Origin of the sequence: Staphylococcus croceilyticus (assembly GCF_002902575.1) — a bacterium.
Taxonomy (GTDB): domain Bacteria; phylum Bacillota; class Bacilli; order Staphylococcales; family Staphylococcaceae; genus Staphylococcus; species Staphylococcus croceilyticus.
On the sequence record NZ_PPRD01000047.1, the window covers coordinates 1 to 22,352 of the forward strand.

Sequence of the window (22,352 nt, forward strand, 5' to 3'; positions counted from 1 at the left end):
AAGGTTTATTTTTAATAAGCTATTACTAGGAATGAAAGTGAAATTAAGTTATTAATTTAATCTATATTAATAAATTTATTTTCTTCATTTTTAAAATACATAATTGTTTAAAATGGTTTAAACACAACTTAATACAAAATCAATCAAAGAGAGGGCACTATTTTGATTCTTATTACAATTTGTATCGTATTAATATTATGGCTCGGTATTAAAGAAAAGAAACGCCATAGTAATCGATTAAAGAAAATTCCCCTACGAATCAACATAAACGGTATCCGAGGTAAGTCAACGATTACAAGGATGATTTATAGCGTATTAAGAGAAGACCATTATCATGTGATTGGTAAAACTACAGGGACAGACGCCCGTATGATGTATTGGTTTACAGAGAAAGAATATCCCGTAATTAGAAAACCTCAAGGGGCCAATATTGGTGAACAACGAGATATTGTACGTAAAGTAGTTAAGCGTAAAGCGAATGCTTTAGTAAATGAATGTATGGCGGTTAATCCTGATTATCAAATCGTCTTTCAAGAGGATTTAGTTAAAGCAAATATTGGCGTAATCGTCAATGTAATGGAAGACCATATGGATGTGTTAGGTCCAACTTTACAAGATGTTGCGCAAGCGTTCACTGCAACGATTCCTCGCAAAGGGAAACTGGTTGTTATGAAAGATGCTTATACTGACTTCTTTGCGAAAGAAGCCAAAAAGCGTAAAACCGAATTAATCGTAGTAGATAAAGACGAGATTCCTGAATCTTATTTAAGAAAATTTGACTACTTAGTCTTTCCAGACAATGTGGCTATTGCATTAGGGGTAGCACAAGCAGTAGGTGTAGATAAAGATGTTGCGTTAAGAGGTATGTTAAATGCACCACCTGATCCAGGTGCGGTCGAAATTAAGTATTTTAATGCAAATAACACGCAAAATGTATTTGTTAATGCATTTGCAGCAAATGAACCGCAATCTACAAAAGCTATCTTGGATAAAGTGGAATCTTATAACTATCCTTACACGAAAAAAGTAGTTATTTTAAATTGTCGTTCAGATAGGGTAGACCGTACACGACAATTTGCTGAAAACTTTATTGAAGATGTTGAATTTGACACCCTCATTTGTACAGGTAAGAGTACGCAAATGGTAACAGATGTCATGCAACATTTGCCAGAAAAGAAATATCTTAATTTTGAAAATCATGAATTTAGTGAAATCGAAAAAGCAATTATTAAAGAATCACATAATGCGCTTATTTTCTGCGTAGGTAATATTCATGGTCCAGGTGGAAGAATAGCAGAATTTATAGAAGGGATAGAATAAAATGATAGGTTCAGAATTATACTTCTCCTTATTCGTCGGCATTGTATTAAGTTTAATCTTTGCGGAGAAATTAGGAATAAACCCCGCAGGACTCGTAGTACCGGGTTATTTAGCACTCATATTTGATCAGCCTATTATGTTATTATCCGTGCTCGTTATTAGTTGTTTAACGTACTTTATTGTGACATACGGTATTAGCAGATGGGTCATTTTATACGGACGACGTAAATTTGCAGCGATGATACTCACAGGAATGGTATTGAAATTTATCTTCGATTTAATTTATCCATTAACACCGTTTGAAACGGTTGAAGTTTCAGGTATTGGTGTTGTTATTCCTGGTATTATTGCCAACACAATTCAAAAACAAGGTGTCGTGATTACGTTAGCATCAACAATGTTATTAACATGTATTACCTATATCATCTTGTTCTTATACAGCTTTATTAATTAATCGCGAGCAAGGAGCGTAAAGTAATGAAAAAGAAAAAACGGTTAACAGCGAGCGAATGGTTACTTAAGCAATCTAAACGCCATAAACGTCGAAATTTTATTTACACACTCATTGTTTTATTAGTTGCACTCGTTCTTTTAGTCTTTGCTATTCGTGCTGTGAAGGTTGAGCCAGTAGAAGCAATGCCAAAGGATAACGCACAGGCAATTCGTAATACATATTTAGGAAATATCACATTAAATCGACACATCAGAAAAATGAATCTTAACGATGTATTTGCTAGCTTGAAGGAACCATTACATAATAGTGATTTCTCAACTGCTTCGCTTATCGTTAGTCACTTTTCAAATAATGCAACAGATAACCTAAATAAAAATTTAGACAATATTATGTTTTTGAAAAAACAGAACATTAAGAGTGTCAATTTAATTAATAACACGATTGATAATGTGCAAGCTCAAGATTTGAGTAAAAAAGTAGAAGCACAAACAGATTATAACTTCTTAACTGGAAATGGCTCTAATTTAATCAATAGTAAAACGGTGCAACAAAACGTCAAAGGTAAGAAAATAGCTAACGTTTCCTTTACAGATGTGGAATCGAATTATGAAAATCCAATCAAAAATACGACTTCGATTAGTTTAGACCCAAAAATCTTTGTGCCATTGATTAAAAACTTAAAAGAAAGTAATGATTTAGTCGTCGTCAATGTGGATTGGGGTATTCCGAATGAACGTAATGTAACTGACCGACAAAAGGTTTATGGACATGCTTTAATCGATGCTGGGGCTGACGTCATCATTGGCCATAATACTGTCGTACAAAAGGTAGAAAAATATAAAAATGCAAGTATTTTCTATAGCTTAGGAAATTTAACTTCAGATTCATTCTTATCGAAAAATCAAAAAGGTTTGGTTGTACAGCATGATTGGGATGGACAACATAACAAGTTTCATCTCACACCTGTGCGAGGTGCAGACGGTAAAATCACTAAAGATAAGATGAATAGAATGGAAGAACAACGTTATTACAATAACATCAAGGATAAAACAATTCATCTGAAACAAGAGAATGGAGGATATACCTATGAATATTAAAAAACATTGGGTAGGTATCTTAACGACCATCATTATCATCGTTATCTTATTGATGGTCACTTTTGCGAAAGCGAATGAAGGCCTTGATCAATTTGAAAAGAATGACTTAAAAAATATAACGGAGCAATATTTATCTAAAGGGGCCAGTTAGTATGAATATCTACAATAAAGTGATGCTCACTATTATTTTAGTAGTGACGATTCTGATTTCATTTACATTTTATTATTTTAAAAAAGAAGATAAACCTGATAAAGACACTTTATTTGAGAATAAAATTGCAAATCATAAATCTTCTGGCGATAAGAAGACTTATGGTGTAGCATCTAACAATGCCATTGCAACGAATGTAGGTAACAAAATCATTGAAGATGGGGGTAACGCTGTTGATGCTGCTATGGGTGTTTCATACGCTCTTGCAGTGACAGAACCCCATTCATCAGGTTTAGGTGGAGGTGGTGCTACTTTAACTTACGATGGTAAAGATGGTGAAGAGCCGAGAATGTATGAATATAAAACGATGTCTTCTTTTAATTATAAAAAGGGTGACCAAATAGGGACACCAGGCTTTGTGCAAGGTTTACATGATATGCATGAACGTGAAGGTAAAATGGATGAAAAGAAAATTCTTAATTATGTCATTCCACTAGCAGAAGATGGCTTTGAAGTGGATGCAGAATTAGAGCGTAGTTTGAAAATGTTTGGTTCTGATATTGATCGCGATTCACCTTTCTTTAAAGGAAAACGTACTGTACGTGAAGGCGATGTTGTAAAACAAGACGCCCTAGCGAAAACGCTGAAGAAGATTCGAGATGACGGCCCAGATTATTTCTATAAAGATATTGGAAAAAGTATTTCAAAGCAACTTGATGGTGAACTAAATGAAGATGACTTCAAAGCATTTAAAACAGAAGAAAAGAAACCAGTTAGTACGAAATATTTGAATAATACTGTGTACTCAGCATCAAATCCACTTGGTGGGACATTAATGTTACAAGGACTTAAAATTGATGAAAGCTTAGATACGCAAAATGATCGTGCTAACTTTATTTCAGGTATTATCAAATCACGTGATGTGATGTATCGTAATAGAGATGTCGTTAACGGCCAAGAAGCTAGTAGTGATACGCATTTATCTGATGATTATCTATTGAGTCGCTTGAATAGTATTAATTCTAGTTCAGACGTTAACAATGGAAGTGACTTCAATACACAACAAATCAATAATACGAGTACGACGCACTTCGTAGTTATTGATAAGAGCGGTAAACTCGCAAGTACGACGAATACATTATCTAGTTTCTTTGGTACAGGGAAGTTTGTCAAAGAAGGATTCTACATGAATAACTCATTAACGAACTTCTCTAATGACCCTAATAGTCCCAACGTCGGTGATAAGCATAAGGCACCACGTTCCTATACAGCGCCAACCATTGTAGTCGGCCCTGACTTCTACATGGGTATTGGTACGCCAGGAGGAAATAAAATTCCAACACTAATTAATGAAGTCCTTATCGATTATTTAAGAGGAAATGGCACATTACAAGAATCCATTGATAAACCACGTTTTTATAATGATGGTGGTACTATCTTTTATGAAAATGCCATGCAAGACCAAGATATCAATGAATTTAAAAATCTTGGTTACGGCGTTCAAGAAAAACGTAACGACCCTAACTTTGGTAGTGTCCAAGGCGCGATTTACAATAAAAATGATCAAACTGTAGAAATTGGTCACGACGTCGGTAACCGATAATTTTTAAAAATTGGATGTAGAATCAGTACATGAGGCTGGGACAAAATAAATTGTCTCAGCCTTTGTTTACGTTAGGTATTACTTTTTTTAGGATTAAAAGTAATTAATATAGTAGCAACTATTGAAATTATATGTAAAATCGATATGATAAAAGGGTAGGTTAGAGAAATTAATTTTATTTTTATAAAAAATGAAAACAAAATGAATTGATTTCATAGAAGTGTATAGCGAATTTATAAACAAAGTATGTAAAGGGTGGGCAGTCATGAAAGAAGTTGTGTTAGGTATTGATTTAGGTACAAGTGCAGTAAAAATTATTGCAGTGACTCGACAAGGAGAGGTGGTTGCATCAACGAGTGAACCACTTACACTCATTCAAACACGTCCAGGTTACAGCGAACAAGATCCTGTTGAGTGGTTTGAAGCGGTTAAACAAGGTATTAAGCATCTCAATAAGGCGTCAAAAATGTCTGACTATGTTGTGAAAGGTATTTCATTCTCAGGACAAATGCATGGTCTAGTCGCATTAGATGCCAATCGTGAACCAGCGCGTCATGCAATATTATGGAATGATACACGTAACTCAGAACAGTGCAGTCAAATTAAAGAGGTCTATGGAGAACGTTTGAATGGCAATCCTATTCTTGAAGGATTCACTTTGCCTAAAATGTTATGGGTGAAACAACATGAACCTGATATTTGGAAGCAAGTAGATGTTTTCGTTTTACCGAAAGATTATGTGCGCTATTGTTTAACAGGGCAAGTGCATATGGAGTATTCGGATGCAGCAAGCACGTCATTACTTAGTCCAAAAACGCACGACTGGACACGGGACGTTGGGGATCACTTCGGCCTTGGCGACATTTATCCTCCTTTAGTGCGTTCGACAGCCTATGTTGGGGATGTTCGACCTGAATTGGCGAAAGAGCTTGGTTTCACTGAACAAGTCAAAGTCTTTGCCGGCGGTGGAGATAATGCGTGTGGCGCTATCGGTGCTGGTATTATTAATGATAACGATACGTTATGTAGTATCGGTACTTCTGGTGTTGTTCTTAATGTTGAAAAGAATAGCCATACCGAGTATCGTAACAATATTCATTTCTTCGACCATAGCGTGCCTCAAACCTTTTATGCAATGGGTGTCACTCTAGCAGCAGGTTATAGCCTCAGTTGGTTAAAGAAGACATTCTTCGAAGATGACTCATTCGATGACATTGTAGCGCAAGCGAGCACTTCTTCTGTAGGTGCGAACCGTCTCTTATTTGCGCCTTATTTAGCCGGTGAGCGCACACCTCATGGGGATGCATTTATTCGCGGCAGCTTCATTGGAATTAGTGGTAGTCACACGAAATCCGACTTTGCGCGTGCCGTGCTTGAAGGTATTACGTATTCATTATATGACTCTATTCAATTGATACGAGAAGCGGGTAAAGAGATTACACATGTGACGTCTATTGGTGGCGGTGCGAAGAGTGCATTTTGGTTACAAATGCAAGCTGATATTTTTAATGCTACTATCCGAAAATTAAAACATGAAGAAGGACCGAGCATGGGAGCTGCAATGATTGCAGCATACGGTTTAGAGTGGTTTAACTCATTCGATGAATGTGTCGAGCAATTTATCGATATCGAGCGTACCTTTGAACCAAATGAAGAGCGTCACCGTCAATATGAAGCGTATTATCAAATTTACCAACAAATTTATAAACAAACACATCAATTAACGGAAGCTTTATTAAAAATTGAAGAATAAAAAGTAAAATAGTATAAAAAGAGAAACGAGTTCTATCATAGAGCTTGTTTCTTTTTTTACGCTTAAAAGTGAAACCCACAAAATATTATTTTTCGAATAGTTTTATCTGCAGAAAATAAATATTTGTAAAATAAATTTTTGAGCTAAATGGCTAGAAATAATTAGTAAATAAAAATATCTATTTTAAATGGAATTATATTGACAAAAATATAAAATAAGCATTTAATATGACTATAAAATATAATCCTTTAAGACATTATGACTATGTTTCAACATCGAAAGGATGAATAATATGTTAATCACCAAACAAGAACTTTATGAAAATGTCTGGCGTAATCATTTAAGAACGTTTGCCTACATTAATGAATTAGATTACGAGACTTTGCAGACCACTCTACGTAAACATGGCATTCCATTACCAAACAGAGACCAATTAGAACAGTATATTTTATATCCCTCAAAGAAATTATTTTCATTAGATGATCCTTCCTTACTTATTTCATTGAAAGAAGAACCTCCACTCAATCACACACTCGACGATTTATACTTCCTTAATTTGTATCCACAAGCTATACATGATCAGATTATTACTTCTTATTACTATCTCCAAAGTATTAATTTAAAATCTAAGACACTACAAAAACGAAACTTTCCATTTACTGAGGCTCAAATAAAACCACTTTTAACAAATTTAAATCTCAATGCTTCACTATATTCGAATTATCTTTTATTATTTAAAATCCTTTGCACACATCTTCAAAAAGCAAAATTTGAAATAAAGATTAAAAATGATATTTTATATTGTGAATTAGAAGACTACAAAATAGAACTCTCTTTAAGTACACTATCTTCTAATCATAATAGTGAGAGTATATTAGAAGTGCATCTTAGTGCTTATTGCAAATACGCGCCTACAATAGAAATAGGTAAATCTTTAAACGACCAGTCTTCAAAACACTCCTTTTTATTAGAATTATTCCTCACCATACTTAAATTTCCTGAAAGTTTAATATTAGAAGAATATCGCTTAACAAAACACAATTTATTACTTTCTCAAAATTTAAACTCATGCATCAATTTATACCCCAAACAACCTTTGTTTAATTTTAATACGTTTAAGCAACTCATTGTTTCTTACAAAAAAGACAACGTACAACACTCCTTCTTAGAATGGTTACAAACCACTAACTCAATTAACTTAATTCCTCGAGACACAGCATTTCAATTATATAATCAACTTTTCCATAAAAATTATAAACCGACAGAATTTATAACTAAGCGCCAATACCATGAATTAGTTGAAATATTGGTAGGGGCTTCGTCATAAATAAACTTTATTTAATTAGAGCACCTCCGTAGCGTCTCCCTTAAAAAAGCGAGTTTAATAATGAAGGAATTATATTAATAAGTAATTGGTAAAATTTGATATAATTCAATAGCATTTATGATAGATTATCTGATAAAGTTAAAAAATTTATGGTAGAATATATAAATGTTTAAAAATATAGCAAGCGCGTAAATAATAAATCCCTAATGATTTTTTTATTTCTCGCTTGCTATTTGTGTGCAAGCAAAATATTAGATTCTTATCTAAAATGACGTTACAGTGAAGATGCATTCAAAGATAAGTACACAATTAATTGTATTGTTACAAATATTTTAGAATTGGGATAAGTAGTTTGCAAAGTTACTTTTTACAGTGTAAAATGTTAACTATTATTTATTTGTTAACAATTTTTAGCAAAATTAAATTTTTTAATTCCTCAAAAAGTATCAAAATGTGATTTATTTCACAATTTAGTCTTATTTGTCTCTTTAGATGTATTGAAATCGTTTTCCAATGGGTGTACCATAATCATGGTTAATAAATAAATAGAAAGAGGTTTTGGGGAATGAATATTATTTTAGGAGTGGGCACCCTTGTATTAGTGCTTATCATTATGACGCTATTCTTAAACTTTGCGCCATATGGTAAACAAGGACTACAAGCATTATCTGGGGCTGCTTGTGCAACATTTTTACCACAAGCGTTCTTAAGTTACGCTATTGGTGGAGTATTTCATATCCAATTTTTCCAAACAATTGGTGATTTAGTAGGAAGTTTAGCAGGGGTAGCAGTTGGGATTTTAACATGTATAAATCTTGGTGTTTCACCTGTATTTGCAGTTATTGTAGGTTTAGTCTTACATGACTTTAAATTATTACCAGCATTCATCGCAGCTTACATAGTTGCTTTTGGTATTAAATTTATTGAGAAAAAAGTTCCAGAAGGTTTAGATTTAATCGTTGTTATTTTATTAGCACCAGCGATTGCATTTGGATTAGCGAAACTAATTAGCCCAGGAGTTATGGCTGTATTACATCAAATTGGTGGTGCAATTACTTCTGTTGGTGCTAGTCATCCATATGCATTAGCAGTTATCTTAGGACTAGTAATTCCAGTAACAGGAATGACACCATTAAGTTCAATGGTATTAACAAGCTTGTTAGGACTAACTGGAATTCCAATGGCTATCGGTGCATTAACATGTACTGGTTCTTCATTTGTAAATGCTGTATTATTCAGCAGACTTAATATTGGCGGTAGTAAATCAAAAGCATTTGCTGTCTTCATTGAACCATTAACACAAATTGATTTAATTGCTAAATATCCTTTACAACTATACGGATCAAATGCCATTATCGGTGTGGTCAATGCATGTATCGTAACATTTAGTGGACTAGTAATAAATGTTAAAGGTATGGCAACACCAATTGCCGGCGCAATCGTATTATTTGGCTTTAACGATGCGACAAAATCAATTATTACAATTATCGCAGTTGCAATCTCAAGTGTGATTTTAGCATTTATCTTCAGTACATTAATCAAAAAATTCAACTTAATGAATATGAGTATGAAATTGCCTAGTAAACAGAAACAACCTAAGGAGAGTGTTTAATAATGGCTACTAAAAAAAGCTACGATTATCAAAGTTCATTTGATATCATCGGCCCTGTCATGATGGGACCTTCAAGTTCTCATACAGCAGGTGCTGTTAAAATTGGAAATGCTGCCTATTCAGTATTAGGCAATATGCAACCTGAAAAATTAACAATTAACTATTATGAATCTTTCGCAAAAACACACCAAGGTCACGGTACTGACTTAGCAGTTATCGGTGGCTCAATGGGTTATAGCACATTTGATAGTCGTATCAAAGACTCTATAACAATTGCTAAAGACCAAAATATTGATATTGATATTATAGAAGAAGATGGCCCAAGCATTGGTGAGCACCCTAACTGTGCTTACTTAATTGCAGAAGCTAAAGGTCGCCATATTGAAGTTATCGGCAACTCAATTGGTGGCGGTACAATTAAATTAAAAAGAATTAGTGTTGAAGGACTAGAAGTAAATTTCAACCATGGTTTACCTATTTTAGAGATGGACGGTAAAATTGACAAATCAGAAGTTAACCATTTCTTAAATGATATTAGTGAACTTGGGGCGTCAATTGATGAGGAAATGATCGAAACGGGCAAAGATCATAGTTTAGCGGTTTTACCATTAACTAAAGCATTACCTGAATCAACGTTAAATCAAATTAAAGAAAAATATAGTCACTTAAACATATCCTATATAAAATAGAGGGGGATTAAAGGTGTTTGATTCAATTAGAGAAACTATAGACTACGCAGTTGAAAACAAAATGTCTTTTGCAGATATTATGATTCAAGAGGAGATGAACCTATCTGGTAAATCTCGCGAAGAAGTTAGAGAAACAATGAAACAAAACCTAGAAGTTATGCGTGACGCCGTGAAAAAAGGTACAACAGGCGAAGGCGTTAAAAGTGTAACGGGCTACACTGGTCAAGACGCAATTAAACTTGCTAAATACAATGAAAATAACCATGCTTTAGCAGGTCAAGAAATGATTGAAGCTGTTAAAGGTGCTGTAGCAACGAACGAAGTTAACGCAGCAATGGGTATCATCTGTGCTACACCAACAGCAGGTTCTTCAGGTACGATTCCTGGTGTATTATTTAAATTAGAAAAAACACATGGCTTAACAGAAGATCAAATGATTGATTTCCTATTCGTATCTGCATTATTCGGTCGTGTTGTAGCAAACAACGCAAGTGTTGCCGGCGCAACTGGTGGTTGCCAAGCAGAAGTTGGTTCAGCATCAGCAATGGCAGCAGCTGCAGCTGTAGCAGTTACAGGTGGCGAGCCAGAAGCATCTGGTCACGCGATGGCATTAGCTATCAGTAACTTATTAGGTCTTGTATGTGACCCAGTTGCTGGTTTAGTTGAAATTCCATGTGTAATGCGTAACGCGATTGGTTCTGGTAACGCATTAATCTCTGCTGACTTAGCATTAGCAGGTGTTGAAAGTCGCATTCCAGTTGATGAAGTAATCGAAGCAATGGATAAAATTGGTCGTGGCTTACCAGCTGAACTTCGTGAAACTGGACTTGGTGGTCTAGCAGGTACACCGACTGGCGAAGAGATTAAGAAAAAAATCTTCGCAGCTGAAGAAAACCCAGTTAAAAACTAAATTATAATTAACTCTAATAACTAACCATTCTCGAATGTGTTCAATACATTCGAGAATGGTTTTTTTATAGCTTTTTGAAAAGGCAATCCCAAATATACAAAATCTTAAAAGTAATTTACAGAAAATTAAAAAAGTTATTGCAAAATTTCACCCCTGTGTATAAAATAACTCCAAAGGGGCTGATGATATGCTTAGATTAAGTATCATCTTTTTAGTATTCGTCATTAACACAACGATTACACATTATTTCACAGTTGAGGGAACTTGGGAGAATCTCTTATTTGAATCAATGTCATTAAGCATGATTTTAGTATTTCTGTTTTATTATGTGAGTTTTGTTATTGAAGAGAAAAAGAGGAAAAAAATAGAAGAATTAAAAGAAAGATTTTATACATTTCAAGAACAAGTGGATCAAAAACAAGTGGACGAATAATCGTTCACTTGTTTTTTATATGATTAGTAGGAGGCTGGGACAAAATAAAATGTCTCAGCTACTTTATCATTTTGACAGTAGCTGACTGGTTTGAAAATCCGCTTAAACCAAACTTTTTTCAAACCTAGTCATCCTTGCCTGGCGGGCGGGGCCCCAGCACAAAGACTTTCGAAAAAGAAAGTCTACAAACAAAGCAAGCTGGGGATCGGGGCCCCAGCACAAAGACTTTCGAAAAGAAAGTCTACAGGCAAAGCAAGTTGGGGATACGACGAAATTATTTTAATTTCTGTCCCGCTCCCATTTATCGAATAAATCAAATTGATAAAAAGCAAGATCAAGCCAACGTTCAAATTTATATCCTACATTTTTTATTGTGCCTGCGTGCGTAAACCCAAATTTTTCATGCAATTTAATGCTACCTTCGTTTGAAGCATCTATCCCTGCCACAATAGTGCGATAATTTCTTTGCTTGGCATCTTCTATTAAGTGACTAAACAGTTGCGAGGCAATGCCTTTTCCACGATAATCCTTATTAACGTAAATCGAATGTTCAATTGAATATAGATATGCTGGCCAATTTCTAAATTGCCCATAAGTCGCAAATCCAACTACTTTCTTATCTAATTCATAAACAAAGATAGGCTCATTGGCGAGTATCTTAGCTTCAAACCAAGTTTCACGTTCTTTTATCGTTTGTGCGTCGTATGTGTAAACCGCCGTAGTATTTAAGATTGCGTCATTATAAATGTCTAATATTGCGGATAAATCTTGTCTTTCAGCGTTTCTAATCAATTTGCCACCTACTTTAGTATTTTTTATTATTTTAAAAGGTTGAACCTATACAAGGCAAATGCTTGTAATTAAACCTTACACTCAATTGAGGAAATTAAATTAAAATAGCGATTTAAAAGTGATATACTATGAGCAAAGAACGACAAGCTTAAAGGAGCACCTACTAATGAAGAATTGGACAAGTCATTTAATGACGATTATAGGCGTCATCTTAATTCTAGTGGCAGTATATTTATTTGCCAAACCACATATAGATAATTACTTACATGAAAAAGATAATGACAATAAAATTGAACAATATGATAAAAATGATAAGAAAGAAGCAACGAAAAAGGAAACACCAACCATTCCTAAAGACAAATCCAAAATGGCAGGTTACATATCAATTCCAGATGCAGAAATTAAAGAACCTGTGTATCCTGGTCCGGCTACGCCAGAACAATTAGATCGTGGTGTAAGTTTCGCAGAAGAAGATGAAAAATTAGACGATCAAAATATTTCAATAGCTGGTCACACCTTTATTGATCGCCCACATTATCAATTTACCAACTTGAAAGCAGCTAAAAAAGGAAGCAAAGTTTACTTTAAAGTAGGCAATGAAACACGTAAATATAAAATGACAAGCATTCGCGACGTAAACCCAGATGACGTTAAGGTATTAGACGAACATAAAGGTGAAACGAATCAATTAACCTTAATCACTTGCGACAACTACAACGAACAAACAGGCATCTGGGAAAAACGTAAAATCTTCATAGCAAAACAAATAAATTAAGTTTTTAATTCCTCTTACTTTATTAATGAGTAAGAGGTTTTTAATTTTTTAGTTACTTGTTCTTATAAAGATAAATATAGTATTAATTAGTTTTAATCATTGAATTTAATTTCTAAATATGAATATAGTTTCAACCTTATTTAGTAAACTTTAATCATAAAAATGGGATAGATATAATTATTTTAAATAAGACGTTAAACTCAAGGGGGGAACCTTTATGGTTAAAGCAATTGCAGTGGACATGGATGGTACATTTTTAAACTCAAATAAGGAATATGATAAACAACGTTTTGAAAAAATTTTTAAAGCGCTTAAAGAACGTAATATAGAATTTATTGCGGCAAGTGGCAATCAATTTGCTAAACTGAAATCAATATTTGGTGAAAGAGATATGTTCTTTATTTCTGAAAATGGGGCAGTGATTTATAAAGGAACAGAGTTATACAATTATCGTAGTTTTGATAAAGATGTTTATACTGAGGTTGTAAATTATTTGAATCAAGATAGAAAAATTGATGAATTCATCGTGTGTGGACTTAAAAGCGCTTATATTCTAAAAAATACGAGTGAGGCTTTTAAGAAAGATGCGCACTTCTATTATCATCAATTAGAAGAAATTGACTCATTTCAACCATTGCCAGATGATGAATATGTCAAAATAGCGTTGAATATTAATCGCGATACACATTCAACATTAGATACTGATTTAGAAGAAAAGTTCTCAGATTCGATTAAACTTGTCTCAAGTGGTCATGATAGTATTGATATTATTATGCCAAACATGACTAAAGGACAAGCACTTCAAAGGTTATTTAATGAATGGAAAATGTCACCTTCAGAGTTAATGGCATTTGGAGATGCGAATAATGATAAAGACATGTTAGAATTTGCGAAATATAGCTATGTGATGGCAAATAGCCAAGATCCATCTTTATTTGATATTGCAAGTGCTATAGCACCTAGTAATGATGAACAAGGTGTTTTACAAATCATTGAACAAGAAGTATTAAAATAGACAAGAAAAAAAGCTGAAGTCCTCATGTGAGAGACTTCAGCTTTTATTATATTTAAGATATCTTAGTTTAATTGAGTGTCACATTTACCTGTGTTGATAACAGATAAAGCAGCGTTTAATCCGCCTTCAACTAAGTTTCTTACAGCTTCGTCTGAGAAGAAGGCAATGTGAGGTGTAACTAAGATGTTTTCATTTTCAATTAATTCTAATAAAGTTTTATCTTCAATTTCTTTATTAGTCCAGTCATAAGTGAAGTAGTCTGCTTCATTTTCATAAGTATCGATAGCAGCGCCATATAAAGTACCATTATTAACAGCTTTGATTAATTCAGGTGTGTCGATTACAGCACCACGAGCAGCGTTAACTAATACAGCACCTTTTTTCACTTTAGAGAACATATCAGCGTCGAATAAGTGGAAGCTTTCTTTGTTTGCTGGTACATGTAATGAAATGATATCTGCACCATCAATAGCTTCTTCAACTGAATCTTTGTATTCTAAGAAATCTAAAGAATTGTTTGGATATGCATCGTAACCTACGACTTCAGCACCAAATCCAGAATAGATTTTACCAGTAGCAGCACCGATACGACCTGTACCAATAATAGCGACTTTCATGTTTTTAACAGGTGTAGACATAATTGGTGCAGCCCATTTGAAATTATGTTCTTGAACGCGTTTTTCAATAGCCGGGAATTTACGTACTAATTGAAGTGCAATTGATACAGAATATTCAGCGATTGTTTCAGGTGAATAACTTGGTACGTTAGAAATCACAATGCCGTGTTTTTTAGCAAGATCTAAATCATACATATCGAAACCAGCAGTACGTTGAGCAATTTGTTTAATACCATATTTTTCAAGTTTAGGATAAACAGAATCTGCTAATTTACCAAATTGCATTGTAGTTACGCCATCGAAACCTTCTAATTGATCTACTGTATCTTCGCTTAAAATGTCTTCAGAAGTTACAACTTCAACGTTGTTAGCTTTACCCCAATTTAAAGCGTCATTTTTCTCGTAGTCACGAGTTCCGAAAAACATAATTTTTGTCATTATAATAACCCCATTTCAGTTAGTAATAATATATTAATAAATAAATAAGACTGAAGTTGTCTATAGAAATGTATAAGTAATTAAAATAATGATTGTAAACATCTCTATTACTTAACTTACAAATACATTATATTGTGAATTAATTCACAAATCAATAGTTTTTAGCAATTTTATGTTTAAAATGTTAAAAATTTCACATAAACATGTCTTTTGTGATTAATTTTCAAATAATAAGAGAGAAATTTGCAAGCTAATATCTTTAGTGTGAAGGGTGAGTCATTTATAATTTGGGTGATAATAAACTGAGGAGGATATTTTTATGAGTGAAATGCAAGACACGATTATAAAAGCATTCAATTTTAGACATGCAACAAAAGAGTTTGATTCAACAAAAAAAGTGAGCGATTCTGACTTTAACACTATATTGGAAACAGCAAGATTATCGCCAAGTTCATTGGGCTTAGAACCATGGCGTTTCGTCGTTGTCCAAAATCAAGACTTACGTGAGAAATTAATCCCGTATAGTTCAGGTGCTCAAAAACAATTGAAAACGGCAAGCCATTTCGTAATTATCTTAGCCCGTAAGAATGTAACTCCTAGCTCCGATTACGTTCAATCGATCGTTAAAAATATTAAAAAATACGAAGAAAGCACGTTACCTGCATTTAATGATAAAGTAAATGGATTCCAAACGAATTTCCATATTAATGACAATGAGCGCACATTACTAGATTGGGCGAGCAAACAAACATATATTGCCTTAGCTAATATGATGACGTCTGCAGCATTGCTAGGTATTGATTCATGCCCAATGGAAGGTTTTGACTTAGACAAAGTCACTGAAATCTTATCAGAAGAAGGCATTTTAAATACTGATGAATTTGCACCTTCAGTCATGGTTGGGTTCGGTTATCGAAAAGAAGAACCTAAAGCGAAAGTACGCCAATCTGCTGATGACGTTATCCAATGGGTTAAATAAAATATATTTAAAAAGCTATCTATTTCTTCTAATGAATGAAATAGATAGCTTTATTCATTTAGTCATACTTATTATTTATTCTTCATATTTTTACGACGTAATAAAAGTAAAGATGATCCAAAAATTGCAGTAAGAATACTTAATAAAATATTATTATTTTGTTTAGTTTCTCCAGTTAAAGGAAGTTTATCTTTCCCGCTTACAATCTTATCTTGATGAGTGTTTTTATGATGAGTTTGTAAGTGTTTTTCATTCGAACCGTTAGTATTGCTTACTTTATGAGCATGTTTAGGTTGATGTTGTTTTTCTGATACATTTGGTTTATTTGTTAAATCAGATTTATCTGGTTTGCTAGGTTTATCTGGTTTGCTAGGTTTATCTGGTGTTTTCGGTTGCTCCGGAGTTTTCGGTTGCTCTGGTGTATTAGGTTGCTCCGGAGTTTTCGGTTGCTCTGGTGTTTTCGGTTGTTCTGATGTTTTCGGTTGCTCCGGAGTTTTCGGTTGCTCTGGTGTATTAGGTTGCTCTGGTGTTTTCGGTTTTTCTGATGTTTTCGGTTGTTCTGGCGTATTAGGTTGCTCTGGTGTTTTCGGTTGTTCCGGAGTTTTCGGTTGTTCTGGCGTATTAGGTTGCTCCGGAGTTTTCGGTTGTTCTGGCGTATTCGGTTGCTCCGGAGTTTTCGGTTGCTCTGGTGTTTTAGGTTGCTCTGGTGTATTAGGTTGCTCCGGAGTTTTCGGTTGTTCCGGAGTTTTCGGTTGTTCTGGTGTTTTCGGTTGTTCTGGCGTATTAGGTTGCTCTGGCGTTTTCGGTTGCTCCGGAGTTTTCGGTTGTTCAGTGACTTTAGCTACAGCGACATCAGCATAATCTTCATTTGAAGCTGCTTCATAATAAACGTGTGGGTTGGCAGCTAATGCGAAAATACGAGTATAAATAAAGTTGGTATGAGTAATGTCATTACCAATCAATGTCCAATCATGTAACTTTTTAGTAACGCCTATTGATGGTTCAAGATATAATCCGTTTTCATCAAAATCATCTTCATGAATGTATTCAGGATGCTCTATAAATGTATATGAAGAAAATCTACTTTTTTTATCTTGATTGAAATAAGTCATTAAAGGACGTCTATAATTGTCTAGCGGTTGTGATCCAGTATCATAAGAATCAAGAGGAGAACTTTCCATTGATGACTTCCATCTTAGTCTAGCATCTAGTGGTACATAAGGCGTTTTTTTAAATTGCTCGTTAGTGATATCAAAGCTAACATTTAATCCTATCGAGCCATCTATTAAGGTGCTTACTCCATAAGACTTAGCATAATCTGGGTTATAACTTCCACCACTAAAATAATTGTCAGATTCATCATATTTTATTACTGATGAAGGTAATTCATTTTTACCTTCATTTTTCAATTTTAAATATTCTTCATATGTAGGGATGAGATTAAATTTGTTAGTCTTTTTATAATCTTCTTCAGATATTTGACCTAAAGTTAAATTAACATTATGAGGAATTAAGGTTTCATCTTCTCGTGTACCTATGAGTTTGAATTGTACGTTTTGAACGAATTTAGGTATGGTTATTCCAAAAGTTTTACCTGTTTGGACATGATCACTTGATTTAACAGGACTTAAAGATACAGTGAAATTATAATTTACATTACCATCATCTTTGAATGTGGATAAACCTGGTGTGACATCAACACCACCGCCACCAATATATACAATATGAGGAGAGCCTACATTCGGAATAAATGTAGGAAAATGAAATCTATTCGTGTTTGTATGATATTTTTGTTGGTTCTCATCTGAAGTTGATTGTTGATTAGAATCCTGATTAGTTACATCTATATTATTATTATATGAATCTGACTCATTATTGTTATTGTCTGTATTAGTATTATATGAATCTGATGTGTCTTCACTGTAGTTTGTAGGTTGAGAATTATTAGTAGAATTCAATTGTTCATTATTATTTAATTCTTTATCGTTATTGGCTACATTAGTAGATGAATCTATTAGAGGGGCTGATTGATTAGTTTCATTAGTTTGATTGTTATCAGTTGGATTACTTGTAGATGATGAGTTAGCTGGTAAAGAACTGTTAATATTATTTGATTCTGAGGCATGGGCGACTGAGTCAACCCCGATAAATAATACACTACCTAAAAGTATTGAACTAATTCCTATAGTGAACTTACGAATACCAAAGCGTTGTTTATTATTGAAAATCAATAAAATCACTCCTTAACTTAAAATAATGAGGTTTATTTATATAATTTTTTTATAATATATTTAAAATAATCATACACCAAAACAGCGTGCTATTAAACGAAGTAAAATAAAAAAATGTTTTTATAATTTTAGTAAATAATTTTAATTACATGTTTTTTAGAAGTGGATTTTAAGAATATACAGACTAATAAATTTTAAATATATGATATAGTCGCTTTAAGTCATCGTAGTGAAACAGCTAAAATGAAATTTCTTCGGTCATCCAAAGTTGTTATCCAAAGGATTTAACTTATAGTGAATAGAATTTAAATGAGCGGGTAAAATAAATGTATAGTTAATAAAACGAAATGAGTTCGAGCAACTTATTTCGTTTTTTCAACCAGATAAAGTAAAATAATACTAGAAATTAGTAAACGCTTACATTTCTGGTAAGATTCATATATTAAACTTTTCGCATCACGTTTTAAATACTTTAAAAAGGATGATGAAACATGGCTAAAGTTAATGTTAGAGATTTTATTGATGAGAAATATGATTTATTTATTAACGGAGAATTTCAACCAAGTGAAAGTGGAGAAACATTAACAGTGACAAACCCTGCTAATAGTGAAGATTTAGCAGAAGTCGCTAAAGCAAATAAGGCCGATGTAGATAAGGCAGTACAAGCAGCACATGATGCTTTTGATAGTTGGAGCAAGATTTCTAAAGAAGAACGTGCAGATTATTTATTAGAAATCAGTCGTCGAATTCATGAAAAAGCTGAACATTTTGCAACAATCGAATCATTACAAAATGGTAAACCTTATCGTGAAACATCAACAATTGATATCCCTCAAGCTGCAAATCAATATAAATATTTCGCAAGCGTATTAACTACTGATGAAGGTACAGTTAATGAACTTGATGAAAACACAATGAGTTTAGTTGTTAATGAACCAGTTGGTGTAGTTGGTGCAGTAGTAGCTTGGAACTTCCCATTCTTATTAGCATCATGGAAATTAGGTCCAGCGTTAGCTGCAGGTAATACAATCGTCATTCAACCTTCATCATCAACACCATTAAGCTTAATTGAGCTTGCAAAAATTTTCCAAGATGTTTTACCTAAAGGTGTTGTAAATATCGTAACTGGTAAAGGTTCAGAATCAGGTGACGCGATCTTTAATCATGAAGGTGTAGATAAATTATCATTCACTGGTTCAACTGACGTAGGTTATGGTGTTGCTAAAGCAGGTGCAGAACGCATCGTGCCAACTACTTTAGAACTTGGTGGTAAAAGTGCGAATATCATCTTTGACGATGCAAACTTAGATCAAGTGGTTGAAGGCGTTCAATTAGGTATCTTATTCAACCAAGGCGAAGTATGTAGTGCAGGTTCTCGTTTATTAGTACAATCTTCAATTTATGATACAGTTATGCCTAAGTTAAAAGAAGCATTTGAAAATATTAAAGTTGGCGACCCATTTGACGAAGATGTAAAAATGAGTGCCCAAACTGGTCCAGAACAATTAGAAAAAATCGAAAGCTATATTAAAATTGCTGAAGAAGATAGCAGTGCGAATATCTTAACTGGTGGTCATAGAATCACAGACAACGGCTTAGATAAAGGTTATTTCTTCGAACCAACAATTATTGAACTTAAAGACAATAGTCATCAATTGGCTCAAGAAGAAATCTTTGGTCCAGTGGTAGTAGTTGAAAAATTCGAAGATGAAGAAGAAGCGGTTAAAATTGCTAATGACTCAGAATATGGTTTAGCAGGTGGTATCTTTACTACAAATATCAACCGTGCTTTAAATGTTGCAAAAGCAATGAGAACTGGTCGTATTTGGGTTAACACTTATAACCAAATTCCAGCCGGTGCACCATTTGGTGGATATAAAAAATCAGGTATCGGCCGTGAAGTTTATAAAGATGCAATTAAAAACTATCAACAAGTTAAAAACATCTTTATCGATACTAGCAACCAAACAAAAGGTTTATACTAAAATAGATAGAGTTTCATTAAACAGGGCGTTCCAAGCGTCCTGTTTTTTATTTTTGAATTAAAATATTGGGAGTATCAAATATTTGGAAAATAAGGGTATACTACAATAAAAATGTATTAAATTAAATTTTAAAAAAGGAAAACATATGAAAATTTCAAAAATACTGATTGTCTTATTATTTTTATTATTAATTTGTATGGGTGGCTGTTCTCAATCTAAAGCAGGAAAGTCACAAGCATATAAACCAAAAGAGTTGAATGTAGAATTTGTACCCTCTCAAAATGTGCAAACTATAGATGCTAAAGTAAAGCCATTGCAACAATTATTATCTGAGGAGTTAAACATTCCAGTAAAAGTTCACGTAGCTACTAACTATAACGCTATAGTTGAAGCGTTAAGTTCGAACAAAGTAGATGTGGCCTTTATATCGCCAGTCTCTTATACGTTAGCTCATGAGAAGCATGCTGCAGATGTTTTACTCAAATCAAAAGGTTATCTTGTAGATAATAAAGGTAATAAAACGAATCAATTAGTAGATTATTATCGTTCTCAAATTGTTGTAAATAAAAATAGCAATATTCATAGTTTAAAAGATTTAAAAGATAAAAAAATAGGACTGCAAGATAGTCAATCTACTTCTGGTTATATTTATCCTCTCGCTAGTTTAAAACAACAAGGCATTAAACAAAGTGATGTTAAAGCAACGCAAATTAAAGGGCATGATCAAGCACTCATCGCCTTATTAAATAAAGATGTAGATGCTGTAGCGACATATCAAGATGCACGTGCAGATTTAAAAAAGGATTATCCTAACATTTATAAAGACACTAAAGTAATTTATCACACTAAAAAAATTCCAAATGATACAATTTCGGTTCGAAGTGATATGAGTGATAAATGGAAAGAGAAAATTAGTACAGCATTTATTAATATAAGTAAGACATCAAAAGGTAAAAAAGTGATTAATGACATTTATGGCCACCAAGGTTATGAAAAAGCAAAAGATAGTGATTTTGATACAGTTAGGGAATATAGAAAAATGATAGAAGAATAATAAAAAACAGGGTAGTCGTCGGACTATCCTGTTTTAATATTTATCCAGGAACTACGCTTGTATCACTGTGAAGTGTGATGGCGAAGCCTTCTGGTGATGTAAGATGTGTTTCTTCTATATTTGGTTTGTAGATATCAAAGTGAGCTAAGCCATAAGTGCGTTTATTGTCTAAGCGTACTTGATTAGATTGCCAAATGTTTGCTGCGATATGATGGTGATATTTTTGTGTAGACATAAATAATGCTTGTGGGTATTGAGAAATGTGTTCTAAACCAATTTGGTTAATATAAAATTCACGCGCTTGATCTAAATCATGTGTTTTAAGATGTAAATGTCCAATTTTGCCATCTGCAGGCCAACCTTGCCAACCTTCTTCTGAACGTTGTGCAATTAAATCATCGGCATTTACTTCTAGGGTATCCATTTTCACGAAACCATCAGACCATTGCCAAGTGTCAGTAGAGCGATCTTGATACACCTCAATACCATTGCCTTCTGAGTCATTAAAATATAGTGCCTCACTCACTAAATGATCGCCACCGCCGACAGGAATGTTCATACGGCTCATATGGAAAAGGAAGTTCGCTAAATCTGTGCGACTTGGTAAAAGATAAGCGATGTGAAATAAGCCAGCTTCTCTAAACCCTGGGCGACGACCATTTTCTAATAAATGCAAAGTTAACGTATGGCCATGTGCGCCAACGTTCAACGTAACAGATTGGTCATTTTGTTCTTTTATTGAGAATCCTAATATATTGGAATAAAAATCAGTCATTTTTTTTAAATCTTGAACATTTAAAGTAATATTTGTAACTTGTGTTGCTTCAGTTGTGTGGAATGAAGTCATAGTAACGTGCCTCCTAAGATGAAATTAATCATGCTTATCTATTATTTATATTAAGTATAATAAATATACTCCATAAATAATAAACGCGCAAGATAATTGTTTCTGGGCATAAAAAGGGAGGAAGACAGAAAGCATTATTTAAAAAAGGTTTCCTCGTCTTCCTCTAGTAAGGATGGCTAGGTTTGAAAAAAGCTTGATTTAAGCACAATTTCAAATCAGGCAGCTACTATCAAACATTAACAAAGGCTGAGACATTTATTTGTCCCAGCC

At 33.6% G+C, this 22,352-nt stretch carries 20 protein-coding genes; 16 read left to right on the top strand and 4 right to left on the bottom strand.

Features of this window, described 5'->3' with window-relative positions; genetic code table 11:
- The first annotated feature begins 162 nt into the window (after positions 1-162).
- The 11 genes from pgsB to CD128_RS06820 all read left to right on the top strand — a co-directional run bounded on the left by pgsB (position 163) and on the right by CD128_RS06820 (position 11,349).
- The gene (gene pgsB / locus CD128_RS06775) at positions 163-1,320 is read left to right on the top strand and encodes a poly-gamma-glutamate synthase PgsB (RefSeq protein WP_103329262.1); all 1,158 of its coding nucleotides are present in this window, start codon (positions 163-165) and stop codon (positions 1,318-1,320) included.
- 1 nt (position 1,321) lies between these two features.
- A complete protein-coding gene (gene pgsC, locus CD128_RS06780) occupies positions 1,322-1,774 on the top strand; it encodes a poly-gamma-glutamate biosynthesis protein PgsC (protein ID WP_103329263.1) in 453 nt (150 codons plus the stop codon).
- 23 nt (positions 1,775-1,797) lie between these two features.
- A complete protein-coding gene (locus tag CD128_RS06785; protein WP_103329264.1) occupies positions 1,798-2,871 on the top strand; it encodes a CapA family protein in 1,074 nt (357 codons plus the stop codon).
- A complete protein-coding gene (locus tag CD128_RS11850; RefSeq protein WP_167797482.1) occupies positions 2,861-3,022 on the top strand; it encodes a hypothetical protein in 162 nt (53 codons plus the stop codon). The genes CD128_RS06785 and CD128_RS11850 overlap by 11 nt, the downstream gene beginning before the upstream one ends.
- Position 3,023: 1 nt before the next feature.
- A complete protein-coding gene (locus tag CD128_RS06790; RefSeq protein ID WP_103329265.1) occupies positions 3,024-4,625 on the top strand; it encodes a gamma-glutamyltransferase in 1,602 nt (533 codons plus the stop codon).
- Positions 4,626-4,890: 265 nt separating this feature from the next.
- Positions 4,891-6,378: a xylulokinase gene (gene xylB / locus CD128_RS06795; RefSeq protein WP_103329266.1), complete on the top strand. Its 1,488-nt coding sequence runs from the start codon at positions 4,891-4,893 to the stop codon at positions 6,376-6,378.
- Positions 6,379-6,670: 292 nt separating this feature from the next.
- Entirely contained in the window at positions 6,671-7,705 is a 1,035-nt protein-coding gene (locus tag CD128_RS06800) for a hypothetical protein (RefSeq protein ID WP_103329267.1), read from the top strand.
- Positions 7,706-8,270: 565 nt separating this feature from the next.
- Entirely contained in the window at positions 8,271-9,317 is a 1,047-nt protein-coding gene (locus CD128_RS06805) for a PTS sugar transporter subunit IIC (RefSeq protein WP_103329268.1), read from the top strand.
- Positions 9,318-9,319: 2 nt separating this feature from the next.
- The gene (locus tag CD128_RS06810) at positions 9,320-10,006 is read left to right on the top strand and encodes a serine dehydratase beta chain (RefSeq protein WP_103329269.1); all 687 of its coding nucleotides are present in this window, start codon (positions 9,320-9,322) and stop codon (positions 10,004-10,006) included.
- A 13-nt stretch (positions 10,007-10,019) separates the two neighbouring features.
- Positions 10,020-10,916: an L-serine ammonia-lyase, iron-sulfur-dependent, subunit alpha gene (gene sdaAA / locus CD128_RS06815; RefSeq protein ID WP_103329270.1), complete on the top strand. Its 897-nt coding sequence runs from the start codon at positions 10,020-10,022 to the stop codon at positions 10,914-10,916.
- A 187-nt stretch (positions 10,917-11,103) separates the two neighbouring features.
- Positions 11,104-11,349 carry a hypothetical protein gene (locus CD128_RS06820; RefSeq protein ID WP_103329271.1) on the top strand — a complete coding sequence of 82 codons (246 nt, stop codon included), beginning with the start codon at positions 11,104-11,106 and terminating at the stop codon, positions 11,347-11,349.
- Positions 11,350-11,628: 279 nt separating this feature from the next.
- Here CD128_RS06820 and CD128_RS06825 read toward each other — a convergent pair whose 3' ends face one another.
- Positions 11,629-12,141, bottom strand: coding sequence for a GNAT family N-acetyltransferase (locus CD128_RS06825; protein ID WP_103329272.1), 513 nt, complete (start codon positions 12,139-12,141; stop codon positions 11,629-11,631).
- A 166-nt stretch (positions 12,142-12,307) separates the two neighbouring features.
- Between CD128_RS06825 and srtA the strand changes: the two genes are divergently transcribed.
- Together srtA and CD128_RS06835 are read left to right on the top strand one after the other, a co-directional pair.
- Positions 12,308-12,916 carry a class A sortase SrtA gene (srtA, locus tag CD128_RS06830; protein ID WP_103329273.1) on the top strand — a complete coding sequence of 203 codons (609 nt, stop codon included), beginning with the start codon at positions 12,308-12,310 and terminating at the stop codon, positions 12,914-12,916.
- A gap of 217 nt (positions 12,917-13,133) precedes the next feature.
- Positions 13,134-13,931, top strand: a complete 798-nt coding sequence (locus CD128_RS06835) for a Cof-type HAD-IIB family hydrolase (RefSeq protein WP_103329274.1) — start codon at positions 13,134-13,136, stop codon at positions 13,929-13,931.
- Between the two features lie 62 nt (positions 13,932-13,993).
- Here the strand turns inward: CD128_RS06835 and CD128_RS06840 are convergent, their stop codons facing one another.
- Positions 13,994-14,986: a D-lactate dehydrogenase gene (locus tag CD128_RS06840; RefSeq protein ID WP_103329275.1), complete on the bottom strand. Its 993-nt coding sequence runs from the start codon at positions 14,984-14,986 to the stop codon at positions 13,994-13,996.
- 319 nt (positions 14,987-15,305) lie between these two features.
- Between CD128_RS06840 and CD128_RS06845 the strand changes: the two genes are divergently transcribed.
- Complete coding sequence (locus CD128_RS06845) at positions 15,306-15,965, top strand: NAD(P)H-dependent oxidoreductase (protein WP_103329276.1); 660 nt, start codon at positions 15,306-15,308, stop codon at positions 15,963-15,965.
- A 71-nt stretch (positions 15,966-16,036) separates the two neighbouring features.
- Here the strand turns inward: CD128_RS06845 and CD128_RS06850 are convergent, their stop codons facing one another.
- Positions 16,037-18,196 carry a YSIRK-type signal peptide-containing protein gene (locus CD128_RS06850; RefSeq protein WP_231917269.1) on the bottom strand — a complete coding sequence of 720 codons (2,160 nt, stop codon included), beginning with the start codon at positions 18,194-18,196 and terminating at the stop codon, positions 16,037-16,039.
- A 491-nt stretch (positions 18,197-18,687) separates the two neighbouring features.
- On the opposite strand from CD128_RS06850, the gene CD128_RS06855 reads away from it, so the two are divergent.
- Together CD128_RS06855 and CD128_RS06860 are read left to right on the top strand one after the other, a co-directional pair.
- Positions 18,688-20,181, top strand: a complete 1,494-nt coding sequence (locus CD128_RS06855; protein WP_103329278.1) for an aldehyde dehydrogenase family protein — start codon at positions 18,688-18,690, stop codon at positions 20,179-20,181.
- A gap of 145 nt (positions 20,182-20,326) precedes the next feature.
- A complete protein-coding gene (locus CD128_RS06860) occupies positions 20,327-21,235 on the top strand; it encodes a phosphate/phosphite/phosphonate ABC transporter substrate-binding protein (protein WP_103329279.1) in 909 nt (302 codons plus the stop codon).
- A gap of 40 nt (positions 21,236-21,275) precedes the next feature.
- On the opposite strand, the gene CD128_RS06865 is transcribed toward CD128_RS06860, so the two are convergent.
- Positions 21,276-22,082: a VOC family protein gene (locus tag CD128_RS06865; protein WP_103329280.1), complete on the bottom strand. Its 807-nt coding sequence runs from the start codon at positions 22,080-22,082 to the stop codon at positions 21,276-21,278.
- Positions 22,083-22,352: the final 270 nt, after the last annotated feature.

Bases quoted from the DNA above. Each gene is read 5' to 3' on its own strand.
- pgsC (WP_103329263.1), top strand. From the start codon at position 1,322: ATGATAGGTTCAGAATTATACTTCTCCTTATTCGTCGGCATTGTATTA.
- CD128_RS06785 (WP_103329264.1), top strand. From the start codon at position 1,798: ATGAAAAAGAAAAAACGGTTAACAGCGAGCGAATGGTTACTTAAGCAA.
- CD128_RS11850 (WP_167797482.1), top strand. From the start codon at position 2,861: ATGAATATTAAAAAACATTGGGTAGGTATCTTAACGACCATCATTATC.
- CD128_RS06790 (WP_103329265.1), top strand. From the start codon at position 3,024: ATGAATATCTACAATAAAGTGATGCTCACTATTATTTTAGTAGTGACG.
- xylB (WP_103329266.1), top strand. From the start codon at position 4,891: ATGAAAGAAGTTGTGTTAGGTATTGATTTAGGTACAAGTGCAGTAAAA.
- CD128_RS06800 (WP_103329267.1), top strand. From the start codon at position 6,671: ATGTTAATCACCAAACAAGAACTTTATGAAAATGTCTGGCGTAATCAT.
- CD128_RS06805 (WP_103329268.1), top strand. From the start codon at position 8,271: ATGAATATTATTTTAGGAGTGGGCACCCTTGTATTAGTGCTTATCATT.
- CD128_RS06810 (WP_103329269.1), top strand. From the start codon at position 9,320: ATGGCTACTAAAAAAAGCTACGATTATCAAAGTTCATTTGATATCATC.
- CD128_RS06820 (WP_103329271.1), top strand. From the start codon at position 11,104: ATGCTTAGATTAAGTATCATCTTTTTAGTATTCGTCATTAACACAACG.
- srtA (WP_103329273.1), top strand. From the start codon at position 12,308: ATGAAGAATTGGACAAGTCATTTAATGACGATTATAGGCGTCATCTTA.
- CD128_RS06835 (WP_103329274.1), top strand. From the start codon at position 13,134: ATGGTTAAAGCAATTGCAGTGGACATGGATGGTACATTTTTAAACTCA.
- CD128_RS06840 (WP_103329275.1), bottom strand. From the start codon at position 14,986: ATGACAAAAATTATGTTTTTCGGAACTCGTGACTACGAGAAAAATGAC.
- CD128_RS06845 (WP_103329276.1), top strand. From the start codon at position 15,306: ATGAGTGAAATGCAAGACACGATTATAAAAGCATTCAATTTTAGACAT.
- CD128_RS06855 (WP_103329278.1), top strand. From the start codon at position 18,688: ATGGCTAAAGTTAATGTTAGAGATTTTATTGATGAGAAATATGATTTA.
- CD128_RS06860 (WP_103329279.1), top strand. From the start codon at position 20,327: ATGAAAATTTCAAAAATACTGATTGTCTTATTATTTTTATTATTAATT.
- CD128_RS06865 (WP_103329280.1), bottom strand. From the start codon at position 22,082: ATGACTTCATTCCACACAACTGAAGCAACACAAGTTACAAATATTACT.